At 40.3% G+C, this 22,778-nt stretch carries 24 protein-coding genes; 2 read left to right on the top strand and 22 right to left on the bottom strand.

Annotated features, from left to right (window positions below; all coding sequences use genetic code 11):
- Both ccmB and ccmA read right to left on the bottom strand, forming a co-directional pair.
- The gene (gene ccmB / locus HJP15_RS04780) at positions 1–687 is read right to left on the bottom strand and encodes a heme exporter protein CcmB (RefSeq protein WP_054453895.1); all 687 of its coding nucleotides are present in this window, start codon (positions 685–687) and stop codon (positions 1–3) included.
- Entirely contained in the window at positions 687–1,307 is a 621-nt protein-coding gene (gene ccmA, locus HJP15_RS04775) for a cytochrome c biogenesis heme-transporting ATPase CcmA (RefSeq protein WP_082355638.1), read from the bottom strand. Before ccmA ends, ccmB begins: the two co-directional genes overlap by 1 nt.
- Positions 1,308–1,410: 103 nt before the next feature.
- Between ccmA and fliK the strand changes: the two genes are divergently transcribed.
- Both fliK and HJP15_RS04765 read left to right on the top strand, forming a co-directional pair.
- Entirely contained in the window at positions 1,411–4,251 is a 2,841-nt protein-coding gene (gene fliK / locus HJP15_RS21840) for a flagellar hook-length control protein FliK (RefSeq protein WP_249365792.1), read from the top strand.
- A gap of 15 nt (positions 4,252–4,266) precedes the next feature.
- A complete protein-coding gene (locus HJP15_RS04765; protein WP_054203288.1) occupies positions 4,267–4,575 on the top strand; it encodes an EscU/YscU/HrcU family type III secretion system export apparatus switch protein in 309 nt (102 codons plus the stop codon).
- A gap of 265 nt (positions 4,576–4,840) precedes the next feature.
- On the opposite strand, the gene HJP15_RS04760 is transcribed toward HJP15_RS04765, so the two are convergent.
- From HJP15_RS04760 to fliN, 20 genes are all read right to left on the bottom strand, one after another.
- On the bottom strand, positions 4,841–5,176 hold the full coding sequence (locus HJP15_RS04760) for a DUF2802 domain-containing protein (RefSeq protein ID WP_405631221.1): 336 nt from the start codon (positions 5,174–5,176) through the stop codon (positions 4,841–4,843).
- 85 nt (positions 5,177–5,261) lie between these two features.
- Positions 5,262–5,759: a chemotaxis protein CheW gene (locus tag HJP15_RS04755; RefSeq protein ID WP_054203290.1), complete on the bottom strand. Its 498-nt coding sequence runs from the start codon at positions 5,757–5,759 to the stop codon at positions 5,262–5,264.
- Positions 5,760–5,778: 19 nt separating this feature from the next.
- On the bottom strand, positions 5,779–6,573 hold the full coding sequence (locus HJP15_RS04750) for a chemotaxis protein CheW (RefSeq protein ID WP_054203291.1): 795 nt from the start codon (positions 6,571–6,573) through the stop codon (positions 5,779–5,781).
- A gap of 3 nt (positions 6,574–6,576) precedes the next feature.
- A complete protein-coding gene (locus HJP15_RS04745) occupies positions 6,577–7,347 on the bottom strand; it encodes a ParA family protein (protein WP_054203292.1) in 771 nt (256 codons plus the stop codon).
- An 8-nt stretch (positions 7,348–7,355) separates the two neighbouring features.
- Positions 7,356–8,315 (bottom strand): flagellar motor protein MotB, encoded by a 960-nt coding sequence (locus HJP15_RS04740; protein WP_054203293.1) that lies wholly within the window; start codon positions 8,313–8,315, stop codon positions 7,356–7,358.
- A 5-nt stretch (positions 8,316–8,320) separates the two neighbouring features.
- Entirely contained in the window at positions 8,321–9,085 is a 765-nt protein-coding gene (locus HJP15_RS04735; protein WP_054203294.1) for a flagellar motor protein, read from the bottom strand.
- The gene (locus HJP15_RS04730; protein ID WP_054203295.1) at positions 9,078–10,232 is read right to left on the bottom strand and encodes a protein-glutamate methylesterase/protein-glutamine glutaminase; all 1,155 of its coding nucleotides are present in this window, start codon (positions 10,230–10,232) and stop codon (positions 9,078–9,080) included. The genes HJP15_RS04735 and HJP15_RS04730 overlap by 8 nt, the downstream gene beginning before the upstream one ends.
- A 66-nt stretch (positions 10,233–10,298) precedes the next feature.
- Positions 10,299–12,488: a chemotaxis protein CheA gene (locus tag HJP15_RS04725; RefSeq protein ID WP_170173166.1), complete on the bottom strand. Its 2,190-nt coding sequence runs from the start codon at positions 12,486–12,488 to the stop codon at positions 10,299–10,301.
- Positions 12,489–12,502: 14 nt separating this feature from the next.
- On the bottom strand, positions 12,503–13,267 hold the full coding sequence (locus HJP15_RS04720) for a protein phosphatase CheZ (RefSeq protein ID WP_054203297.1): 765 nt from the start codon (positions 13,265–13,267) through the stop codon (positions 12,503–12,505).
- Between the two features lie 17 nt (positions 13,268–13,284).
- Entirely contained in the window at positions 13,285–13,668 is a 384-nt protein-coding gene (cheY, locus tag HJP15_RS04715) for a chemotaxis response regulator CheY (RefSeq protein ID WP_054203298.1), read from the bottom strand.
- Between the two features lie 40 nt (positions 13,669–13,708).
- The gene (locus tag HJP15_RS04710) at positions 13,709–14,419 is read right to left on the bottom strand and encodes an RNA polymerase sigma factor FliA (protein ID WP_054203478.1); all 711 of its coding nucleotides are present in this window, start codon (positions 14,417–14,419) and stop codon (positions 13,709–13,711) included.
- 26 nt (positions 14,420–14,445) lie between these two features.
- Positions 14,446–15,306, bottom strand: a complete 861-nt coding sequence (locus tag HJP15_RS04705; protein ID WP_054203299.1) for a MinD/ParA family ATP-binding protein — start codon at positions 15,304–15,306, stop codon at positions 14,446–14,448.
- On the bottom strand, positions 15,299–16,777 hold the full coding sequence (flhF, locus tag HJP15_RS04700; RefSeq protein WP_170173165.1) for a flagellar biosynthesis GTPase FlhF: 1,479 nt from the start codon (positions 16,775–16,777) through the stop codon (positions 15,299–15,301). Before flhF ends, HJP15_RS04705 begins: the two co-directional genes overlap by 8 nt.
- 23 nt (positions 16,778–16,800) lie before the next feature.
- Positions 16,801–18,909 carry a flagellar biosynthesis protein FlhA gene (flhA, locus tag HJP15_RS04695; protein WP_054203301.1) on the bottom strand — a complete coding sequence of 703 codons (2,109 nt, stop codon included), beginning with the start codon at positions 18,907–18,909 and terminating at the stop codon, positions 16,801–16,803.
- A gap of 93 nt (positions 18,910–19,002) precedes the next feature.
- Positions 19,003–20,133 carry a flagellar biosynthesis protein FlhB gene (gene flhB / locus HJP15_RS04690; protein ID WP_064435373.1) on the bottom strand — a complete coding sequence of 377 codons (1,131 nt, stop codon included), beginning with the start codon at positions 20,131–20,133 and terminating at the stop codon, positions 19,003–19,005.
- Between the two features lie 9 nt (positions 20,134–20,142).
- Positions 20,143–20,922, bottom strand: coding sequence for a flagellar biosynthetic protein FliR (gene fliR / locus HJP15_RS04685; protein ID WP_170173164.1), 780 nt, complete (start codon positions 20,920–20,922; stop codon positions 20,143–20,145).
- A 1-nt stretch (position 20,923) separates the two neighbouring features.
- A complete protein-coding gene (locus HJP15_RS04680; protein ID WP_054203304.1) occupies positions 20,924–21,193 on the bottom strand; it encodes a flagellar biosynthetic protein FliQ in 270 nt (89 codons plus the stop codon).
- A 44-nt stretch (positions 21,194–21,237) separates the two neighbouring features.
- Positions 21,238–21,978, bottom strand: coding sequence for a flagellar type III secretion system pore protein FliP (gene fliP, locus HJP15_RS04675; RefSeq protein WP_054203305.1), 741 nt, complete (start codon positions 21,976–21,978; stop codon positions 21,238–21,240).
- Position 21,979: 1 nt separating this feature from the next.
- Positions 21,980–22,366 carry a flagellar biosynthetic protein FliO gene (fliO, locus tag HJP15_RS04670; protein WP_054203306.1) on the bottom strand — a complete coding sequence of 129 codons (387 nt, stop codon included), beginning with the start codon at positions 22,364–22,366 and terminating at the stop codon, positions 21,980–21,982.
- The gene (gene fliN, locus HJP15_RS04665; RefSeq protein WP_054203307.1) at positions 22,363–22,761 is read right to left on the bottom strand and encodes a flagellar motor switch protein FliN; all 399 of its coding nucleotides are present in this window, start codon (positions 22,759–22,761) and stop codon (positions 22,363–22,365) included. The genes fliO and fliN overlap by 4 nt, the downstream gene beginning before the upstream one ends.
- Positions 22,762–22,778 lie beyond the last annotated feature (17 nt).

Genomic DNA, 22,778 nt, shown 5'->3' with positions numbered 1-22,778 from the left:
TTAACTTACACTCACTTTTAATGCTGACGATATGGCAATTGGTGCGCTTAATATAGCAACGACTAACATCGCACCAAGGATGGCAAGCTGCCCACTATAATCCAGTGACATTGTACTGGTATCAATAGCAGACGTTGCAAAAATCAAAACCGGAATATACAAAGGCAGTACGAGCAAACTCATTAAAATCCCTCCCTTTTGTAATCCGACAGTTAAACCCGCGCCAATAGCGCCAATAAAACTTAATAATGGTGTGCCCAACAATAAAGTGAGCACTGTTGCGATTAACGCATTCGTGTCTAAATTCAGTAATAGCGCAAATAAAGGTGTCATTAGTACCAACGGCAGCCCTGTAATAATCCAATGAGCAACCACTTTTGCTAACACCGTAAGCGGTAGTGGGTAAGATGATGCTATTAACTGCTCAAGACTGCCATCGTGATAATCATCACGAAATAATTTATCCAACCCCAACATAGTAGATAACAGCGCAGCAACCCAAATAATACCAGGAGCTATACGTGCTAGAAGTCCTGGCTCAGGACCAATTGCTAACGGAAATAACGTAATAACTATTAAAAAGAATAATAATGGATTAACAATTTCTGCGCGTTGGCGAAAGGCTAACTGTAAATCTTTTTTACAAACAGCACTAAATAGCTGCCAATAAGAATGCTGGCGTATCATCAGTGTCTATACTCCAACGTGACAGTTTGTAAATCATTAAAGTGGGTTGTTAAATCTTGGTGGGTAGTTAGTAAAATAGCCCCCCCCTGCTCTAGGTGGGTTATAAAGCGTTGCTGTAAAAAGGCAACACCCGCTTTATCTAGCGCAGTAAATGGTTCATCTAAAACCCATAACTTTGCGCTATTTAACCATAATCTAAGTAAGGCAACACGTCGCTGTTGTCCTGCAGACAACATTCGAACGGGGACATCTTCAAGGCCAACTAAGCCAATTTTGGCAAGTAACGCATAAAGGTCTTGGGTATCGTTATAGCCTTGTATCTGTAACCAAAACTGTACATTTTCCAATGCGGTCAACTGACTATTAACACCCGTTTTATGGCCAATAAATAAAAGCTCACGCGCAAATTCGTCATAGTTCTTAATTATCGACTTACCTTGCCATAAAACATCCCCCTCATCGGGGACTGAAAAACCCGCGATAATTCGCAATAATGATGTTTTACCTGCCCCGTTAGGGCCAGCTAACTGCATAATTTGTCCCGATTTCAAACTGAAATTAAGATCCTCAAACAAGCAGCGCTCTTGCTTGATGCAGGTGACGGACTTAATGTGTAACAAGATGACGATTCTCTATCCCCAAAATTAGGTGTTAGTCTACCATAATGATAGGGTAATACGAATAATCCGATGAAACCGATTAATGATAATTTGATTTAAAATAATGAATAAACCTACACAGATATCTTTAGCTAACTCACTGACTGTTAACCAGCCTGCAGTCGGTGCTACGCAGCAAACAATCATCTCAGGTGAACAAACACTCAGCGCGAAAAATATCGTGTTTGCTAAAGGCTCTGTACAGATAGATATACTTGTTGATAAACACTGGCAAACGTTACGCTTAGCAACCACTCAATCTCCTGAGCAGGCGCAAAAGATTTCCAGTGCGCAAGTACAATTAAGTGCTGATGGTAAACAACTCACCATTTTACCAACGCAACTAAATATCCCTTTAACACAACATAAGCAGCTACAAAGTTTATTAAATTTCATAAACACTGGCAGTCAGTTAGACAATAAACCTTTCCCGGTTAATGTGATTACTGCGCCAATTGCAAAATTACTTATTAGCCAATTGCACGCCAGCTTACCGCTTAATAAAGAAGTCGCTCAGTTATTACAGGCAGAGCAACCTTTACAAGCGCTCATTAATGTCCAAGATAAAAACTTTAGGTTAACCGTAATTAATCGCTTTGCCGACAACCTCCATCAGCAACCTATTAGCCAAGGAAAACTAGCAACATGGCTTGCGAGTCTTGTTCCTCTAGCACAATTAAAAACGGTAAATAAAAGCGTACAATTAACTATTCCACAACAAAAAAATGCATTTAACATTCCAGTAAAAACAGAGCATGTACATCAACTCAGCAATACGATGCAAAAAGTCACTCTTGCAGCAGTGAATGAACAACTACAGATTAAAACGCATGTACCCAGTGTTGATCTTGTTTTAAAAAATTCTCTTACTCATACATTTAATTCATTACTCAGTGCTCAGCATTTAGCAAAGACAACTGCACTTTCGCAAGCAAATACGGTTACCTCAAGCCCTTCACTTTCCAGCAATAGCCCTATTAGCTCATGGTTGCAACATAGTTTCGCTGATTTAAAAACACGTATTAAAGATGCTGTGCAATACTTTGAAAATAAGCCGTTTACTAAGCCAAGCCCCTCTTTTAACAAAGACGAAATGAGTCAACCTGCATCACCGCGTACAATCAAAAAAATAGAAGTGGCAACCCTATTACCTGAGTCATTGCGCAGAATTAACTTAACAGCCCTTGCTAATAATAATCTAGACCCACTACAAGCTGATATCAGTAAAGGGTCTTCGCTACCTAAACATTTTCATTCATCGCCTCCCTTAGTGCAATTTTTCCAACAAGTTAAAGCTGCGCTGAATACGTTAACAACACCAATACAGCCAGCGGTAGCAAACACTCAACATGCTGCCACTGAATTACCACTAAATAAATTAGACTCATTAAAGACTGTAAATACCCAGATGCCAACCTCTTCAACCAGTAACCGGCAAACAGCTGAGACGGGGCTATTTTTAACGCAAACAACCTCTAACTCACAAACAAAAATGGGGCAAGCTAATACGGACAAGGGATCGCAGATTACACCGACCGAAAAAATTCAGACTCCTGTGCTTAAGGAGCCTTCCATACCGTCTTCTATAAAGGATGACGCGACTGTTCGAATACCGAAAAGTGTGCCTATGAATGAACCTCTGATAACTAATTCAGCACAATCTCGAGATAAGAGTAAAATAAAAACACCTATTAATGAACTCGTTCAGAAACCCCTCCCCATCGACGAGAATAAAAATAAATCGACACAAACGAGTTCGCATTACGGCACAGTCAAAAACGTTGAAGTAGTAGAATCAAATAAAGTAACGCTTAAACCTGCTCATGCTCCTATACACAGCTCAATAGACTCAATGAAGCAAAGTCTTACTGCTAACATCAAAACAACACCACAAATGCATAACCCCTCAATACCGACGCTAAAAGCACCACTAACAGTATCGCCAATAGCAAGTCAATTAAGCCTACCCATTGAGGCAAAACTACTAGCCCCTTTATTAAATATGCCGATAGAAAAAACACCTCCTTATACACTATCGCATATATCACACAGTGAAAAAAATTTACTGTCTCGTCAAATACTCTCAGCAAAAATAGAGCAGTTAGCACAACCGAAATTTAGTGATAATGTTGATCTTAACCGCCTTGTTAATCAGGCCTTTAGCCGTATGATTGATAGCCAATCACATCAACCCTTGACCATTCAACGGGAAATTCTCAGTATAATTCAACCACAAAGCCTCCCCGCAAGTGCACTACACACGAGTTTTAGCCAAGCCATTGAGCACTTAACTGTTAGTATTTTAGCCGCACCGGCTTTAAATACGATCAGCGCATTGACGTTTAACGGCCAAAATTCTGTTGATGCATTATTGCAGGTGCTTGTACCAAACTTCAAAGCGGTTAATAGCCAAAAATTACAAGAGCAGCTGCTGCAAGCAAATAGCCAAGTTTTAGCGGCCGACTTGAGTCAAATAAAAACAGCACTAAGCCAAGTAACGACAACTCCAATAAACCAACAGCCAGACACCAACCCACTGGTGCAATTTTTACTGCCTATGCGGCTGCCACCAGAAGCAGCACAAACAGAAATATCACTTGGCCAATATAAAAAACCCAGTAAAGATAAGTTAGAGGCCAAGAGTGTCTGGTTTGTACGTTTAAATTTTGACTATGCCACATTAGGTCAATTACAAATTACTGCGGAGTTAATGGATAAAGCATTAGACTGTAAGTTACTCGCATCTAGCCAAGAAATAACGGCTATGGCGCATCCGCATATAGAGAGTCTTCGGCACAAGCTCACAGCGCATGGTTTACAAGTGGGAGAGCTTAACCTTAGCCAAGGTGCGCCACAGCATCAGGCATTTTACCAATCCCACGCCATTATTAATATTAAAGTGTAGTTATGAGGTGTAGTTATGAATGAAGAGCCAAAACAAAAGTCGGCAATAGGCTTACTCTATGAAGCAGGCCGAGCACCTACCGTTAGCAGTAAAGGTTTTGGGGAGCTTGCAGATGAAATAATTAAAGCAGCCCAAGAAAAAGGTATTTTAATACATAAAGACGAAGCGCTGGCAAAAACACTGTCTCATTTAGAGCTTGGTGAAGAAATTCCAAAAGAGCTTTATTACGTTATTGCAGAGCTTATCGCATTTTCATATGTTTTAAGAGGTAAGTTTCCGCCAGGCTGGCAAGACTTCCACGGCAAATTAAATATAAAAGCTTAAAACCCTTTATTCATTGCTGATTGAATTTTCTGTCGCATGCTTGCTATTTAAATATAGCAAAATCTATGTAGTGTGATTACTTCATATAAAAAGGTGATAACACGGTATAACTACCAAACACGCACTGCTTGAACATTTTACTTAAGAGATATTGGCTTCTTGTAGCTCAATTCTTACTTAGCCCACAAGCCTCATGCCGTGATTAAGATTGAAAGTTCACTCATTAAAGTATCTGCGGTCCTTAAACTTATATAAATAAAAGGCGCTAACTAGCGCCCTTCTGTTGATGTAACGACATGAGTAACTCAGCTTCAGCACGCGGCAATTCGCATTCTCGAATGATCTCTTCTATATCTGCACCAAGTTCAACCATTTTCACTGCGCGTGAATAAATTTTCGCATCAGGGTCATCGTATTTTTGCGCATCTTGTTGCTGTGCAAGCTCTTGATTACGCTGCTCTACAGTCACCAAGCGCTTACCGATACTAAGCATACCAGTTCGCATTTCTGCAACTTCACTTCGCAAAATATTGGTTTGCTGTAGTACATCGCTCAATTTTTTTTGATGTAGAAATTCAATCTGAGATATTTTTCTATTCATGACATATAAAACAATAAAGCACACTAATATCAAAATTAGTGCGCCACAAACTAAAGAGAGTAACAACATAGTTTATCTGTAAGCGTTAAATATCGCTTAACTCATCCCACTCTTCATCATTTAGTAATTTATTTAAATCAACTAGAATGAGTAACTCACCATCACGGTTGCTTACACCTTGAATAAATTTAGCACTTTCTTCAGTGCCTATATTTGGTGCGCTGTCTATTTCTGAACTTCGAAGGTAAACAACTTCTGCAACGCTATCAGCAAGAATACCAATAACCTGCTCTTCAGCTTCAATAATCAAAACACGTGAGTTATCAGTAGTTTCCGCTGACATCAAACCAAAGCGTGAGCGAGTATCAATAACTGTCACTACGTTACCGCGTAAGTTAATGATCCCCAGCACATAACTTGGCGCACCAGGGACTGGGGCTATTTCAGTGTAACGCAAAATTTCTTGCACCTGCATTACATTGACACCGTAGGTCTCTGATTCAAGTTTGAATGTTACCCACTGCAATACTTCATCATTGCTATCGGCATTTTTACTGCTTGATAATACTCTTTTTTCGCTCATGCTATTACTCCGAATATCGTTACTGCTCACGGCTATCTAAGCCTTGCTCCAGTAATTGATTTAAATTTTCAACATCAATTAAGGCACACATTTTTTCTTTAATAACACCGGCAAGCCAAGGGCGCTTGCCATTTTTTGTCCGCCACTTAACATCTTCACTACGCAGTGTAATATTATTAACTAACTTTTCAGCTAACAACCCCCACTGGCTATCACCTAACGTGATCAGGTATTGGTAATTTAGCTTATCTTCTAATTCTTGTGTATACTTTTCAGGCATTACCCATCGAGCAGTATCCACAACATTTAGGTTTTCCTCACGGTTTAACATGACTCCTTTAAACCATTTTGGTTTCCCAAACAATTGATTCACTTCGCTTAACTGATGTATACCACCTAGCGCTTTTAACGGTACGGCAAGCGTTAAACCCGCCACTTCAAAGAACAACGCTTGAAATTCACCATCAAAATAATCCTCTTGACGTTGAATAGGGGTTTTCGGCTGCGTTGTACTAAGTTTCGGCTCAGTATTTGCTATACCTTTGATCTTAGCTTGGATCTGTGGTTTCTCAAGGACGGGGTTTAATTGTTCAGTAATTTCTTCTTCATGAGGCTTCACATCTTCAAGCGCATCCAACATTATAATTGGTTGTTGCGATGCCTTTGCTGGTAAATCTGTATTCTTTTGAGTTGAAGTAACTTGCTCAAGCAATTTAGCTACAGGCTGTAAATCAGTTGAATCTTCGTCCTCGCACAGTAAAGCCCCCAAATATTGGGTCATAACTTTTTCATTAGCAAATAACTGCTTGCTCATTAATTAACCTTGTTCAATCAAATAATCGAGTAATGCACGATAGGCGTATACACCACGAGATCGTGGACAATACTGAATGGGCACCTGTTGAGCAAGACTCGCATCACGAAATTTAGTATCTACTGGTATTACTCCAGGCCACACTTTTTCTTGATATGTTTGTTGCAGTGTTTTGTATGCTTCAAGAGAAGCATTAGTTCTCTTATCATACATTGTAGGGATAATGGTATATTGATACTGCTTTGATTGCGAGCTTTGCATTAACTCCATAGTTCGCATCATTCTATCCAGCCCTTTTAATGCTAAAAACTCCGTTTGTACCGGAACTAAAATACGCTCACTTGCAGCCAAAGCATTCACCATAAGAACACCAAGTACTGGTGGACAATCTAAAATAGCGTAATCATAATGATCACTAATTTTTGCTAAGGCTTTTTTTAATATCAACCCCATACCTGTTCTATTACCCATACTGCGATCGAGCGTCGCAATTGCCATGGTGGCCGGCAGGATATCTAAATTATCTATATTAGACGGACATAAAGCCTGTAAAATTTCTTCACTTTGCATCGAGTTACCCCGTGCAAAAATATCGTAAACACTGACTTCTAAATCTTCAGAGTCAATTCCAAAATAATAAGTTAATGATGCATGAGGATCAGTATCAATCAATAATACTCGCTTTCCCTGCAGCGCTAAAATACCAGCAAGACTGACAGCAGTGGTTGTTTTACCCACTCCGCCTTTTTGATTTGCCACCGTCCAAATTTTCACATCACACCTTATTTTTTTTCGTTGCGCGTTGTAATTCGTATTCCACCATGTGGTAATTGGATCACTTTAATAGTGTTATCGTCCGATGGCAACTCAATTGATTCAAGTTCGGGCTCTTCGATTGCTGGGCCACCTTCTACTTTCAGTATTTTTGGCGGTAATCCATATTTAGATAAGGCAACAACCACTTTACGATTTTCAGCGCGGCCTTGTTCTGTATCATTATCAGCAAATGGCGAATATTGACCGTAACCCTCAATTGCCATTCTGGCAGGGTTTATACCTAGGGCTTCTAACTCGACTAAAATAGAAGTTGCACGAGATACTGATAGCTCCCAATTAGAACGGTAAATTTCGTTCTGTATAGTCTCATTATCCGTATAGCCGCGCACTCTTATATAATTATCAACGGGCGCTATTATATCTTTAACGACACCGATCACCGTTTTCGCACGACTATGTGCGACAGCACTCCCGCTAGAAAATAGCATGCCTGAACTTAACTCAATAATTAACCAATCTTGATGTAATTCTAAACTTGCTTCACCATCACGAATTTCATCAATCAGTGCTGATTGTAATTTAGTTAACAAACTATCTAAGGGTTTGCCTAAATGTTTTTGTTTAATGTTACTAGTCTCACTTTGCCCATCAAGTAATTCAGGCCCAGCTTCTTGTTTTTGTATGCTTTCACCAAACAACAAGTCATTTTCTGGCGTAACGCGGTCAGTCAATAATCCTGTGCCTGTAACACCTTTACCTTCTTGACTATGTTGGCGAGCTGATTGATCAAACACCTGCTCCAATGAATCTGATAGTATTTGAAAGCTTTCATCTTTATTGATTGCTATTGCATACATAACAACAAAAAACGCAAACATAATTGTCATGTAGTCAGCATAAGATACAAGCCAACGCTCAGTGTGCTGATTGCTTGCTGCTGAAGAACGAAGACGACGGCGGATCATAAATATTACTCTTGCATCAAGTTAGGGCGCTCAACGCGATATGCTTCTAGCTTTAATTCAATATTTGCTGGGCTGTCACCTTGGCTCATTGCAATGATGCCTTCAGCTAATAGTTCATGTAAAAGCATTTTTTGTTCAACTTGATATTTTAGCTTATTCGCCATAGGTAAAAATAAAAGATTTGCCAAACCGACACCGTAAATAGTTGCAATAAATGCCGTAGCGACACCTGCGCCAAGTTTTTCCGGTTCGGTAATAAATGACATTGCCTGAATCAGGCCAAGCACTGCCCCCAGAATACCTATCGTGGGACTGTAGCCCCCTAAAGCCTCATAAACTCGACTTGATTCAAGTAGACGATCTCGCTCTAGTAATAAATCGATTTCAAGTGCATCACGAAGCTTATTCTCGCTTGCACCATCAATGAGCAAACTGAGGCCTTTCGCCGCATAGGGGTCCGGGTGGGTAAGAGCTGCATCCTCAAGAGCTAAATACCCCTCCTGACGAGCTTTATGAGACCATGCTTTTACTTGCTCAATCGCACTATCTATATCGCGTTTTGGCGGGAAAAAAACCCAATGGCTAATTTTTAAGGCTTTAATGAAAGTACTTGCTGGAGATTGCAACATCACAGCACCTAATGTACCACCGAGCACTATAACTAAAGCAGGACCATTGAATAAGGCACTAACAACGCCTCCCTCTAGTACATAACCAAAAGCAATCGCGCCTAACGCGATTGCTAAACCAAAAAAAGATAACTTATCCACAACCTATCTCTCGAACGATTCGCCCTGCTACTTCATCGAGCGCAAGACTTGCAGATGATAGACCTGCATTCGCAACGGCTTGTGGCATACCATAAACAACACTTGTTTTTTCGTCTTGTGCCCAAATAGTTGCCCCTGCTTGTTTAAGCATTCTAGCACCGTCGCGGCCATCAGCTCCCATACCAGTCAACACAACTGCTAATACATCACCTTGGTAAGCTTTTGCAGTACTTGCAAAGGTTACATCTACGCTTGGCTTATAAGTGATCCTAGCACTATCGTCTTCAAATACCTTTAATGTTCGACTGCCACCACGCCCCTCAATCAGCATTTGCTGACCTCCTGGCGCGAGGTAGGCGACACCAGGTAACAGTCTGTCACCTTGTTGTGCTTCTTTTACTTTAATTTGACACAACCCATTTAAACGAGCCGCAAAAGCAGGTGTAAACGCTGCAGGCATATGCTGTATCAGTAAAATAGGATGAGGGAAATTGGCTGGTAACTTTGTTAAAATTGCTTGCAATGCAACGGGTCCACCCGTTGATGTTCCTATCGCGACAATTTGGTATTTTTTTCCTGATGCACGTAAACTATTAGATGACGCTACAGAAGGACTGGCAGGTCTACTGCTAAAAGTACGATCAGGCTGAGGAGTTGTTAACGATCGCGCTGAAACTCCACCGACCCTTGTTGGTGTTGTAGGTGCTGTTGGTCGTGTTTGAGCTGTTGGCCTACTAATACGTGATAGGCGCCTGCGGCTAATTTCTTTTACTTTATTTTGTAATAACTTAACTGCGTCTTCATTATTACGAGCGATATCTTCAAATTTTTTCGGTAAAAAATCCAAAGCTCCAGCATCAAGCGCATCTAATGTTGCTGTTGCACCATCACGGGTTAATGAAGAAAACATTAAAATAGGTGTAGGGTTTGCAGCCATGATTTCTTTCACAGCACTAATACCATCAAGCACAGGCATTTCGATATCCATGGTGATTACATCTGGACGTAACTGACTGGTCTTTTCTACTGCTTCACGGCCATTAACCGCAAAACCAATAACTTCAATATCCTTATCTTGCTCTAGTATTTCACTCACACGGCGACGAAAAAAACTAGAATCATCAACAACTAATACTTTAACTGCCATTGGTATTCTCTTGTTAAGTTTATCAACGGGAGTAATTTAGACTCCCGTATTAAGATAAATATATGGTTATCCTGCGTAATGCTTCAATAGATTAGGAACATCTAAAATCAAGGCGATACCACCGTCTGAGGTAATTGTTGCCCCAGCCATACCAGGTGTCCCTTGCAATAAAGCATCCAATGGCTTGATTACTACTTCTTCTTGGCCTATTAAAGAATCCACCACAAAACCAACTTGCTGAGTTCCGATTTGCACAATAACCACATGGCCTTGTGCTTTTCGTAATGATCTATCAGCCCCTTTGACCAACCAATGCTCTAAATAAAACAGCGGTATCGCTTTCTTACGAACGATAATAGTCAACTGACCATCAACCACATTCGTTTTAGTTAAATCCAAATGAAATATTTCATTTACACCGGCCAAAGGTAAAGCAAATGTTTGCTCACCAACTACCACCATTAATGTGGGTAGAATCGCTAAAGTTAACGGCACTTTGATTTCAAGTATAGTGCCAACACCTAATTCCGATTGGATATTAACGGAGCCATTAAGCTGCGTGATTTTGGTTTTCACCACATCCATTCCAACACCACGCCCTGATATATCTGAAATCTCTTCTTTGGTAGAAAAGCCTGGTGCAAAAATTAAGTTATAGGCTTCAGTATCAGATAATCGACTCGCTTGATCATGATCTAACACGCCTTTATTAATCGCGATCTTTTTAAGTTTCTCTGCATCCATTCCTGCGCCATCATCTTTGATGGTCAGTAAAATATGATCGCCTTCTTGAGAAGCTGAAAGTGTGACTGTACCTGTTCGAGATTTACCACTTGCTTCACGCACGTCTGGCATTTCAATCCCGTGGTCAACAGAGTTACGTACTAAATGCACTAATGGGTCAGCTAAAGCTTCAACTAGATTTTTATCTAGGTCAGTTTCTTCACCAACAAGTAATAAGTTTATATCTTTTTTCAAACTACGCGCTAAATCTCTTACAACTCGTGGGAAACGACCAAACACTTTCTTAATCGGCTGCATTCGGGTTTTCATTACGGCACCTTGTAAATCAGCCGTAACGACATCGAGATTAGAGATAGCTTTACCCATAGTTTCGCTATCAGTATTTGTTGCTAAGCTTACTAAACGATTACGAACCAATACTAATTCACCGACCATATTCATTATTTGGTCAAGGCGCTTAGTATCAACACGAACTGTTGTTTCTGCTTGCGTTGGTGCTGGTTTTTTAGCTACCGCAGCTGGTTTATCAGCAACTTTTGCAGGCTGACTCACTGGTGCTGGCTTAGAAACTGGTGCAGGAGCAGCAGCTTTAGGTGCTGCGGGTGCTACTTTTGGAGTAGCCGCTGCAATAGGTGCTTCTTCTGTCGCTTTTGGAGCACTGCCTTTACCATGTAATTCATCAAGTAATGCTTCAAATTCATCATCACTGATTTCATCATCGGTTTGACTTACCACGGGTTTATTTACCGGTGCTATTGGGTCTTTTGGTGCTTCAGGTTTGCTGACCGGAATATCATTACTAACAGCACCAAAACTACCTACACCATGTAATTCATCCAATAAATTATCAAACTCGTCATCGGTTATATCACTACTATTAGCACTACTTGCCGTCGTACTTGATATTATCGGACTTTGTCCTTTGCCATGAAGTTCATCAAGCAAATTTTCAAATTCATCTTCCGATATATCATCAATTTGTGTATCGGCTTGCGGGCTATCTACTTGTCCATCAAATAACAAATCAAATGCAAATGGATCGTCACCTGAAGCTGAAGCTGACTCATCATTTACTTCAGCTGGTGCTTCTGTAACTTCGATGGCGCTTTCTTCATCAGCTGTGGGCGGTTGCCCCAATCTATGCATTATCGCTAATAATTCAGGATCAGCAGGGGTCGGCTTTTCTCTACTTTGAATTGTAGCGAACATCTCATTTATAGTATCTAATGCTTGTAGGATAACATCCATCAGCTCAGAATTTACTTTTCGAACACCCTGGCGTAACAAATCAAAAACATTCTCTGCACCATGACAAGCATCAACTAACTCGGTCATGCTTAAAAAACCGGCGCCGCCTTTAACCGTATGAAATCCACGGAAAATTGCATTGAGCAACTCGGTATCATCAGGGTTATTTTCAAGTTCTACTAGCTGTTCTGATAAAAGCTCAAGAATTTCTCCAGCTTCAACTAGAAAATCTTGTAAAATATCTTCATCGACTTCAAAGCTCATGCAGTCTTCTCCTCTTAGAAACCCAAGCTTGATAACAAATCATCAACTTCATCTTGTCCTGAGACAACATCATCACGTGATTCTTTATCAATTATTGGCCCTTCAGGACCTGCAAGTGTATCTTCAGCAGGCGGTGTTTCAATGGCTTGTTGTTGTACTTTAGTGTCGCCATCATCATGGGTACCAAATGCAGTAAGCAAATGGATTAAGCTATCTTCAACTTCTCTTACAAGTTCAATAACACGGCGAATTACTTGCCCAGTTAAATCTTGATAATCTTGTGCCATCAATACATTGGTCATTAGACCTTGTAATTCATCAGTCTTAGAATGCGAGTTATTCATAAACTTATCTAAGCTATGGCAGAGCGTTTTAAACTCGCCCAATTCAATTTCACGGTTCATCAAACGATCCCATGTGGGTTTGATATGTGAAATTTCATCTGCTAGTTGCTGAGCTATAGGTAAACTAGCCTCTACCGCATCCATCGTTTTATTAGCAGCACTTTCTGTCATTTCCATAACATAATTGAGCCGCTGTTTAGCATCCGGTAAGGCTTCGGTGGTTAAATCAGCTAGACGTGTATCGAGTTCAAAATTTTTCAGCGCATCATGAAGTTGGCGAGTTAACTTACCAACTTCTGCAAAAAGTTCTGACTGCTCTTTTGACGCCGCATCTAGAATTAGTTGATCAGCTTTGTCTTGTTCACCGTTTTCTAAGTAAACCACAAGCTGACGGGCTTGCTCTAAACTGATCTGAGGCGCAGCAGGTGCTGACATAAGCCTCTCCTCTTTATTTAACCTAAACGCTCAAACACTTTTTCCAATTTGGTTTTTAGTGTTGCTGCAGTAAATGGTTTAACGATGTAGCCGTTAACGCCGGCTTGTGCAGCAGCTACAATTTGTTCTTTTTTAGCTTCTGCGGTTACCATTAACACTGGAATATGCTTAAGCGTATCATCCGCTCTGATTGCTCTTAGCAAATCAATACCTTGCATTCCAGGCATATTCCAGTCTGTCACAACAAAATCAAACTCTTGATTTTGCAGCATCGGCAAAGCTGTTGAGCCATCATCAGCTTCTTGCACATTAGTAAAACCTAAATCCCTTAACAGATTTTTGATAATACGTCTCATCGTCGAAAAGTCATCAACAACAAGAATTTTCATGTTTTTATCCAAAACATCCTCCGGTGAGGTCTGAACCTATATTTACTTACTACTAGTTTATCCAGTCATTGATTTTTGCTTTAAGCTTAATCATCGCCTGACCATGTATCTGACTCACACGCGATTCACTTACATCGAGTATGTGCCCAATTTCTTTTAAATTCATTTCATCATTGTAGTAAAGCGATAGCACTAAACCATCTCGTTCTGGTAAAGACTTTATTGCCTCTAGCAATGATTGATTAAACTTATCATTTTTAACATTATTAAAAGGCTTATCTAGTGCTAAATCATGTCCAACTGGTGTAATTACATCTTCATCAACACCAAGGTCTTCAATACCTAGTATTTTACTAGAATTCACATCATTAAGAATATGATGGTACTCATCTAGCGTAATATCAAGTTTTTCAGCAACTTCAATATCTTTTGGTTCACGATTAAGTCCACTTTCTAACTCTGATATCGCTTCTGCAACCATACGACTATTGCGATGCACCGATCTTGGAGCCCAATCACCACGCCTCATTTCATCAAGCATAGCACCACGAATACGAATACCTGCAAATGTTTCAAAACTGGCGCCTTTAGTGGCGTCAAAGTTTTTCGAGGCTTCAATTAAACCAATCATTCCTGATTGAATTAAATCATCCAACTGTACACTTGGTGGTAAACGAGCAATTAAATGGCACGCCACTTTTTTGACTAATGAAGCATGGCGCTCAACAATCACATTTAAGTTCTGTGTAGATTGATATCCCATCGCTTTATTCACCGATGCCGTCATAATTAGCCGTTTACTAATTTTTCTATGAAAAATTCTAAATGGCCAGATGGTTGATTAGGTATAGGCCATTTTACTGCTTTTGTCGCGAGTGTTTTAAATGCAATTGCAGCTGGTGAGCTAGGAAACAGCTCTACGATTACTTTTTGACGGCGCGTAGACTTTCGCATATTTTCATCATAAGGCACCGTTGCAACTAGTTCCATCGACACATCTAAAAAACGATCTGTGACTTTAGATAACTTTGCAAATAACTCATGACCTTCACGTATACTGCGTACCATATTAGCGACTATTTTGAACTTGTATACGCCGTGTTCACGACTTAATATTTTAATAAGCGCATAGGCATCAGTAATTGAAGTGGGCTCGTCACATACGACAACCATCACATCTTGTGCGGCGCGCGAAAAACTGAGCACCATATCTGAAATACCGGCTGCAGTATCAACAATTAATATATCAAATTCGGTATTTAGCTCACTAAAGGCACGAATAAGACCGGCATGCTCTGATGGCGATAATTCAACCATACTCTGCGAGCCGGAGGTAGCGGGGACTATTTTTATCCCTGCGGGGCCTTCAACTAAAATTTCATCGAGCTCACATTCACCCGACAATACGTGAGACAAGTTACGCTCAACACGTAATCCTAACATCACATCACAGTTTGCTAGGCCTAAATCGGCATCCAATACTAATACTCTGTTTCCGAGTTGACCCAAAGCAATCGCAGTATTAAGTGAAACGTTTGTTTTACCAACGCCTCCCTTACCACCAGTGACAGCGATAACCTTAACGCCGTTATTATTGTTTTGACTCATTTTACGCAGGCCACTTGCTTGATCTAATACTGTGTTAATCATACATCCCTACTGTGCTTGACGCTACTGCTTGACGTCGCGAATGTTGTGCTTTTGTTCTTTTTAAATACAATTGTTCAGCTTTTTTTACTAATTTCTCTGCATTAGCCACCCGGATGTCCTCAGGGACTCGCTGACCATTAGTAAGATACCCTATTGGGAGGCGATTTTGAATCGCTATACTAATTATCTCACCTAAACTTAGTGATTCATCTAATTTGGTGAAAATACAGCCACTTAATTGTACTTTTTTAAAGTGTCTTACGGTTTCTTGTAAAACGTTAATTTGCGCTGTTGCACTAAGCACCAAGTAATTGCGAATATCAACTCTTTGATTGCGCATTAAGGTGTTTAATTGCTCTGTTAAACGTAAATCACGCTGACTCATTCCCGCCGTATCTATTAATACTAGACGCTTATTTCGTAAATGGTATAAAACTTCAGCTAATTCATTAGCATCTTTAACTTGCTTAACACCACAGCCGATAATACGTCCGTATGTAGCTAATTGCTCATATGCACCAATACGGTATGTATCAGTTGTGATCAGTGCCACTTTATCAGCGCCATACTTTTGTGCACCCAACGCAGCAAGTTTTGCAACTGTCGTCGTCTTACCAACCCCTGTTGGACCTACTAATGCAAATACACCACCTTGATGTAATATTTCATTATTAGTTGTATGCATCTGATTTTCAATCATTTGCAATAAGGCTTGCCATGCTTGTTGACGTGACACATCGTCAGGAATAAAGCATGCCATTTGGTCTGCAACTTCACTATCAATCCCCATACCTATCAAGCGATCTATCATGCATGCTCTTGTTGGGTCACGACGAGCCATATCCTGCTGCATTAAACCTGATACTTGATGCTCTAACAACTGACGCATTGCGGCCATTTCATCACGCATTGCTGTTATCTCATCTGTTTTTGCGACCTCTTTAGTAGGCATTGAGGTATCTAGATCATCAAAATCACGGTCTAAGTCGTCATCAAAACCTAAGCTATGAGCTTGAGTTTGTGGGCGTGACACTGGCGCGGTATCTCGATGATAAAAATCTTGTTTAGGCTTTACTTCACTGTGTTGACGAGCACTGTGTTTTTGTTCTTGGTATTGGCTGCCTGTATCAAATCCAGATTGACTAAACATTGATGCAAGTTCAGGTGAGCGTGGACGTGGTGTTTGACGCTCTAACAATGCTTGCAAGCTATCTGCAACTTTTGCTTGTGGTTCAGGCTGAGAGCGCTGTGGTGCTGGCTTTACAAAGTTTGAATTTGTTTGTGCCTGCGCAATAGCTGGTTTTGCTTCAGGCGCTTTTGGGGCTGCTTTGTCATAATCAACAGCGGCAACGATTTCAACACCGTTCGCAAGTTTTTTATTTGACATAATAACCGCATCAACACCTAGTTCATCTTTTACTTCTTTAAGTGCCGTGCGCATATCTTTAGCAAAAAAACGTTTAATTTTCATAATTCAACCCCTTTAAAATCCGATTATTGGCCTACTGAGCTGACAATCTTGATCTGTCTTTCGTCTGGTACCTCTTGATAAGACATCACCCGTAACCCTGGTATGGTGTACTTAACAAAACGAGATAACACAGTGCGTAACATTCCTGACGTTAGCAATATCGAAGGTTCACCGGCCATTTCTTGATTTTGATGCGCTTCATTTAATGATTGCTGAAGTCGCTCTGCAAGTCCTGGTTCAATTCCGGCACCTTCGTCGCCTGCATTCTGTAGTGACTGATGCAACATCTGTTCCAACTCAGGCGCCAAGGTTATGACAGGGATTTCTGATGACATACCAACAGCGTCCTGAACAATTAATCTACGCAGTGAAATTCGCACTGCAGCCGTTAATACATCAGGGTCTTGGCTACGTGGGCCATACTCTACTAGGGTTTGTACTATTGAACGCATATCGCGTATTGCGACACCTTCATTTAATAAATTTTGTAAAACTTTAACGATTGTTGTCAACGGTAATACATCTGGGACTAAACCTTCAACTAAACGAGGGTGACTCTTAGCTAGCATATCAAGTAAATTTTGTACTTCTTCATGGCCAAGTAGTAAAGCTGCACTATTTGTAAGTAGTTGACTAATATGGGTCGCGACGACAGTGGCAGCATCGACAACGGTGTAACCTAATGATTGCGCTTCATCTTTTTGATCGGGTTTAATCCAAACTGCATCTAAACCAAAAGCAGGGTCTTTCGTCGCAATCCCTTTAATCGCTCCAAACACTTGTCCCGGGTTAATCGCTAACTCGTCACCATGTTTAAGCTCCCCCTCACCACTTGAAACACCCATCAGAGTAATTCTGTATGCGTTTGGATCTAATTCTAAGTTATCGCGAATGTGTACTGGCGGTACCAAAAACCCTAACTCTTGAGAAAGCTTTTTACGTACACCTTTAATTCGATTTAGTAGCTCACCACCTTGTGATTGATCAACGAGCGGAATTAAACGATAGCCCACTTCCAAACCAATAACATCGACTTGCTGAACATCATCCCAGCTAAGTTCTTTTTGCTCTTTTTTATTTGCAACACCTGTTCCTGATGCACCACCATTCGCTGTTTCAGCTTCTTTTACCGCTGCGGCTTTGATCTTACTTTGTTGAGTGTAATATGCTAAATACCCCAGTAGTGCACCAAGGCTTAAAAATGCAAAGTGTGGCATGCCTGGCACTAAGCCCATTACAATCAAAATGCCTGAGGCGATAAATAGTGACTTTTCATTGCCAAGTTGTTTCTTAAATTGATCACCCATATTGAGCGATTCATTTTGACGGGTTACTACAATGGCCGTACCAATTGAAAGGAGTAATGAAGGTAATTGAGCAACTAGGCCGTCACCAATAGTAAGCAAAGTGTATACTTCCATTGCATTACTAAAACTTAAGTCGTGTTGGATCATTCCAACAAATAAACCACCTACAATATTGATAATCAAAATAACGATACCGGCTATGGCATCGCCTTTTACAAACTTACTGGCACCATCCATAGAACCATAGAAATCAGCCTCGCGAGTAACCTCTTCACGACGGTCACGTGCTTGCTCAGCGCTTATAAAGCCTGCGTTCAAATCAGCATCAATTGCCATTTGCTTACCTGGCATTGCATCAAGGGTAAAGCGTGCAGATACTTCTGAGATACGGCCCGCACCCTTAGTGATTACTACAAAGTTGATGATGATCAGAATTAAAAACACCACTAGACCAACTGCGTAATTTCCGCCAATTACTACGGAGCCAAAGGCTTCAATAACTTTACCTGCAGCATCGCCTCCATTATGGCCTTCTAAAAGTACAACTCGAGTGCTGGCAACATTGAGCGCTAAACGCATGATGGTTGCAATAAGAAGTACAGCTGGAAACATGCCAAATTCTACTGGCTTCATGGTGTAAACTGTCACCAATAACACAACTAGTGCTAAAGCTATATTAAACGAAAAAAGAATATCGAGTAAAAATGGCGGTAACGGTAAAATCACCATTCCCAGCGCAGCAAGTACCAGTAAAGGGGTACCTACACCTTTTAAATACTCTTTTTTATCTCTATTAAGTTGTTGTAATACAGCTTTAAATTCCATAATTCTACAATTTCAAAAAATTGACACTACACGGAATTTGCAATAACTATTCCAGTTATTAATTATTTATTAAAATAGGTTAATAACTAAAAATCAATGCTTGTAGGCATCGGGGATGGGGAGGTTTTTATTAAGTTTTGTCGGGCGTTTACCACGGCCTTTTTGAAAGCGCTTAAGCTGAAAGACAAATGCGAGCACTTGCGCTACAGCCGTAAATAATTGATCCGGTATTTGATCGCCCACCTCAGCGGTATGATATAACGCACGCGTAAGCATTGGGGATTCTACAATTGGCACTTCATTACCTAATGCTACTTTTCTAATTTGCATAGCCATCTCATCCACACCTTTAGCAAGCACGATTGGTGCACCTGCACGCTCTGTGTCGTACTTTAATGCAACTGAGTAATGTGTTGGGTTAGTAACAACAACGTCAGCATCGGGCACATCTTGCATCATTCTACGTTGAGACATTTGTCTTTGAGTTTGCCTAATCCGCGCTTTTATTTGCGGATCACCTTCGGAGTTTTTATATTCATCTTTTACTTCCTGTAAAGTCATTTTAAGTTGTTTATGATGAGTATGACTTTGATAAGGAGCGTCTATTGCTGCAATAATTGCCATGGTGCATGTGAGTCCTAAAAACATCCACGCTAAAATTTCTAAAGAATGAAGAATGTTCCCGGGCGCACTCTCAATGCTCAGATGTAGAATTTCATCAAAAAAGGTATTAATCAAAAAAACAGCAAAACCGGCGACCACTGTAAATTTTAAAATAGATTTAATCAATTCAACTCCTGCTTGCGGCCCAAGCATGCGTTTAATACCTTTAGCTGGGGACATTTTACTCGCTTTGGGTGCCGCAGCTTCCCAGCTAAAATTGAAGCCGCCTAACAGTGTATTACCAATAATACCCGCTAAAACAATAATAAAAACAAACATCGCCATTGGAAAAACAAGTGCATCGGCAACTTCAGCCCAAACAGAGAACATCTTTGTTGTATCGTATGTTTCACTGCGATTTAAACTAAGCATTCGGCCCATAATATTATACAGACCTTTACCTATATCAGGGCCGTACATTAATAAGGAGATTGCAGAAAAAATCAGAACGAACATGGTACCCAACTCTTTTGAACGGGCTACTTGGCCTTTCTTTTTCGATTCATCAATTTTTTTACCCGTGGGTTCTTCTGTTTTTTCTTGACCTGAATCTTCAGCCATCACTGCCTCCTATGGGGAACAACCAACTAAAGTACACATTAGCTCAACCATTTTTAACCATTGAAATTCAAATTGAGTCATAAAGTTACCAAGGGTAGCCCAAATAATGACTAAACCGGCCACCAATGTAAACGGAAAACCAATTGAGAAAATATTTAACTGCGGGGCTGCTCGGGTCATCACGCCAAATGACAGACTTATAACAAGCATTGCAGTTAAAGGTGCAAGTGAAAGAACTAATGCAGTGGTAAACATCCAGCCCCCCCAAGTAACAATATCCCAATAATGATCAACCGCCCACCACGTACCATCTATTGGTAATACTTGAAAACTATGTACCACCATTTGAATCATCATTAAATGACCATTAAAAACAAAAAAGAGTAAGGTGGCTAAGATTAAATAAAATTGCCCTACTGCTGGCACACTCATACCGTTTGAGGGATCAACTACCGACGCAAAACCAAGGCCTGTTTGCATTGCCAATATTTGCCCTGCTATTACAAAGGTATTTAGCATAAGCAGCGAAGCAAACCCAATTGCAACCCCAATCAACATTTGTTGGATCACCACAAGAACCATTTCAAATGAAAATAAATTATTGAAACTAGCGGGGGGCAGTACTGGGACAACAAGAAAAGTAATGACTACAGCAAGACCCATTTTTATACGTGTAGGGACATTTTTTGCACCAATACCCGCCATTACCATGATCATTGAGCTAATGCGTACTAGTGGGAGTAAAAAATCGCTGAGCCATTGAATTATTACTGAAAAAGGAAATTCCATATTAACCTGCAATTTCAGGAATTATCAGCACCATGCGTGTAAAAAAATCCATTAACTCTTGCGTTAACCAATGCCCACCGACGATCAGGGCGCTAATCGTAATTAATAAACGTGGTAAAAAACTTAATGTTTGCTCATTAATTGACGTTGCGGCTTGAAATACGGCAACGACTAAACCTATTATCAGACCAGGTACAACGATTGCCGAAACTAATTTAATAACAAGAAACAAAGCGCCACTTAAAATATCAACAAATACTTCTGGTTCCATACTAGCCTCTTAATATTTAAAAGCGCTTCTATTAATAAACATTGTCATTCGCCAAGACCAAAACTTTTTGCCAATGTCCCCATCACTAAACTCCAGCCATCAACAAGTACAAACAACATTATCTTAAATGGCATGGATACAATCATTGGCGATAACATCATCATACCCATGGCCATTAATACTGATGCAACCACTAAATCAACAATCAAAAAAGGAATGAAGAACATGAAACCGATGATAAATGCAGTCTGTAATTCACTGGTGACAAATGCCGGGATAAGTACTATTAATGGTGTATCTTCGGGTGAATCTAATTTATCGTAACCGGCTATTTTTGCAAACGTCTCAATATCTTTAATACGCACTTGTGACAGCATAAATGCTTTCATTGGTTCTTTTGCAAGCTCAAGGGCTTGTACGGATGTTACTTGCTCATTGAGATAAGGCTCAATCGCTTGCTCGTTCACCTTTTGATAAACCGGCGCCATGATAAAAATACTTAAAAATAGTGACATACCTAAAAGTATTTGGTTTGAAGGCGTTTGCTGCAACCCAATTGCTTGACGCAAAATAGCTAATACAACAATAATACGAGTAAATGAAGTCATCATAATAATTGCCGCTGGAATAAAACTCATGGCGGTCATTATCGCAAGTACTTGCAAAGTCACAGAGTATTCTTGTGAACCATCAGCATTGGTAGTGATGTTCAGGGCTTCAATCCCTTCGGCACTTACAGAGGGCACAAAAACAAGGGTAAGAAGAATAAGCAGCCACTTAGTCATATTATAGATTCTTTTTATTTTGATTCGATTGTGGGTTTAGTAACTTGCTAAAGCGTTGTACTAATGCCGGTAACTCTTTTTCTGTTAGCGGGGTTTCGAGTTTATGTAAGTAATTGATGCTATGAGGAGTTACCCCTAGTAAATGCTGACAATTATCAATTTCAACCACCATTAACCGCTCACGAGTACTAAGTGGCAAACTTCTCACAATTTTAAATTCGTCACTGTTAGCAATATTCGGGTTGAGCTTTTTAACCAAAAAAGCCAGTATCACTATCAATACTAGCACCATGACTAATGACATAACCATCGAGATTAAATCGCCAGAAGCGGCAGCTTTCGGTATTACTGAGCTGCTCGCTGTTGATAATAAAAGCCAACTGCTCATCGCAGTTTTTTAATCCGTTCAACCTGGCTTATTACGTCAGTTAAGCGTATACCAAATTTATCATTTACGACGACAACCTCTCCATGCGCGATCAAGGTACCATTAACGAGTACATCTAATGGTTCACCCGCAACGCGATCTAGTTCAACAACCGAGCCTTGGTTTAGCTGAAGTAAATTACGAATATTAATTTTAGATCGCCCAACTTCCATTGAAATTGTAACGGGTATATCTAAAATAGTATCAAGCTTGCGCTTTTCATCGCTGCTCATTTCATGCTTAGCATCACTTAACTCATCAAGTTCAGCAAGTTGTGCATCGCCGCTATCATCGGTGCCTTCTGCTTCAGCTAACGCAGCAGCCCACTCATCCATTGTATCTTGGTCATCGCTCATACATTTAACCCTATTTC

The organism is Pseudoalteromonas sp. NEC-BIFX-2020_002 (assembly GCF_013002825.1).
GTDB lineage: Bacteria > Pseudomonadota > Gammaproteobacteria > Enterobacterales > Alteromonadaceae > Pseudoalteromonas > Pseudoalteromonas neustonica.
Note: the sequence above shows the minus strand (reverse complement) of the source record. Positions and strands in the feature narration are given on the sequence as shown.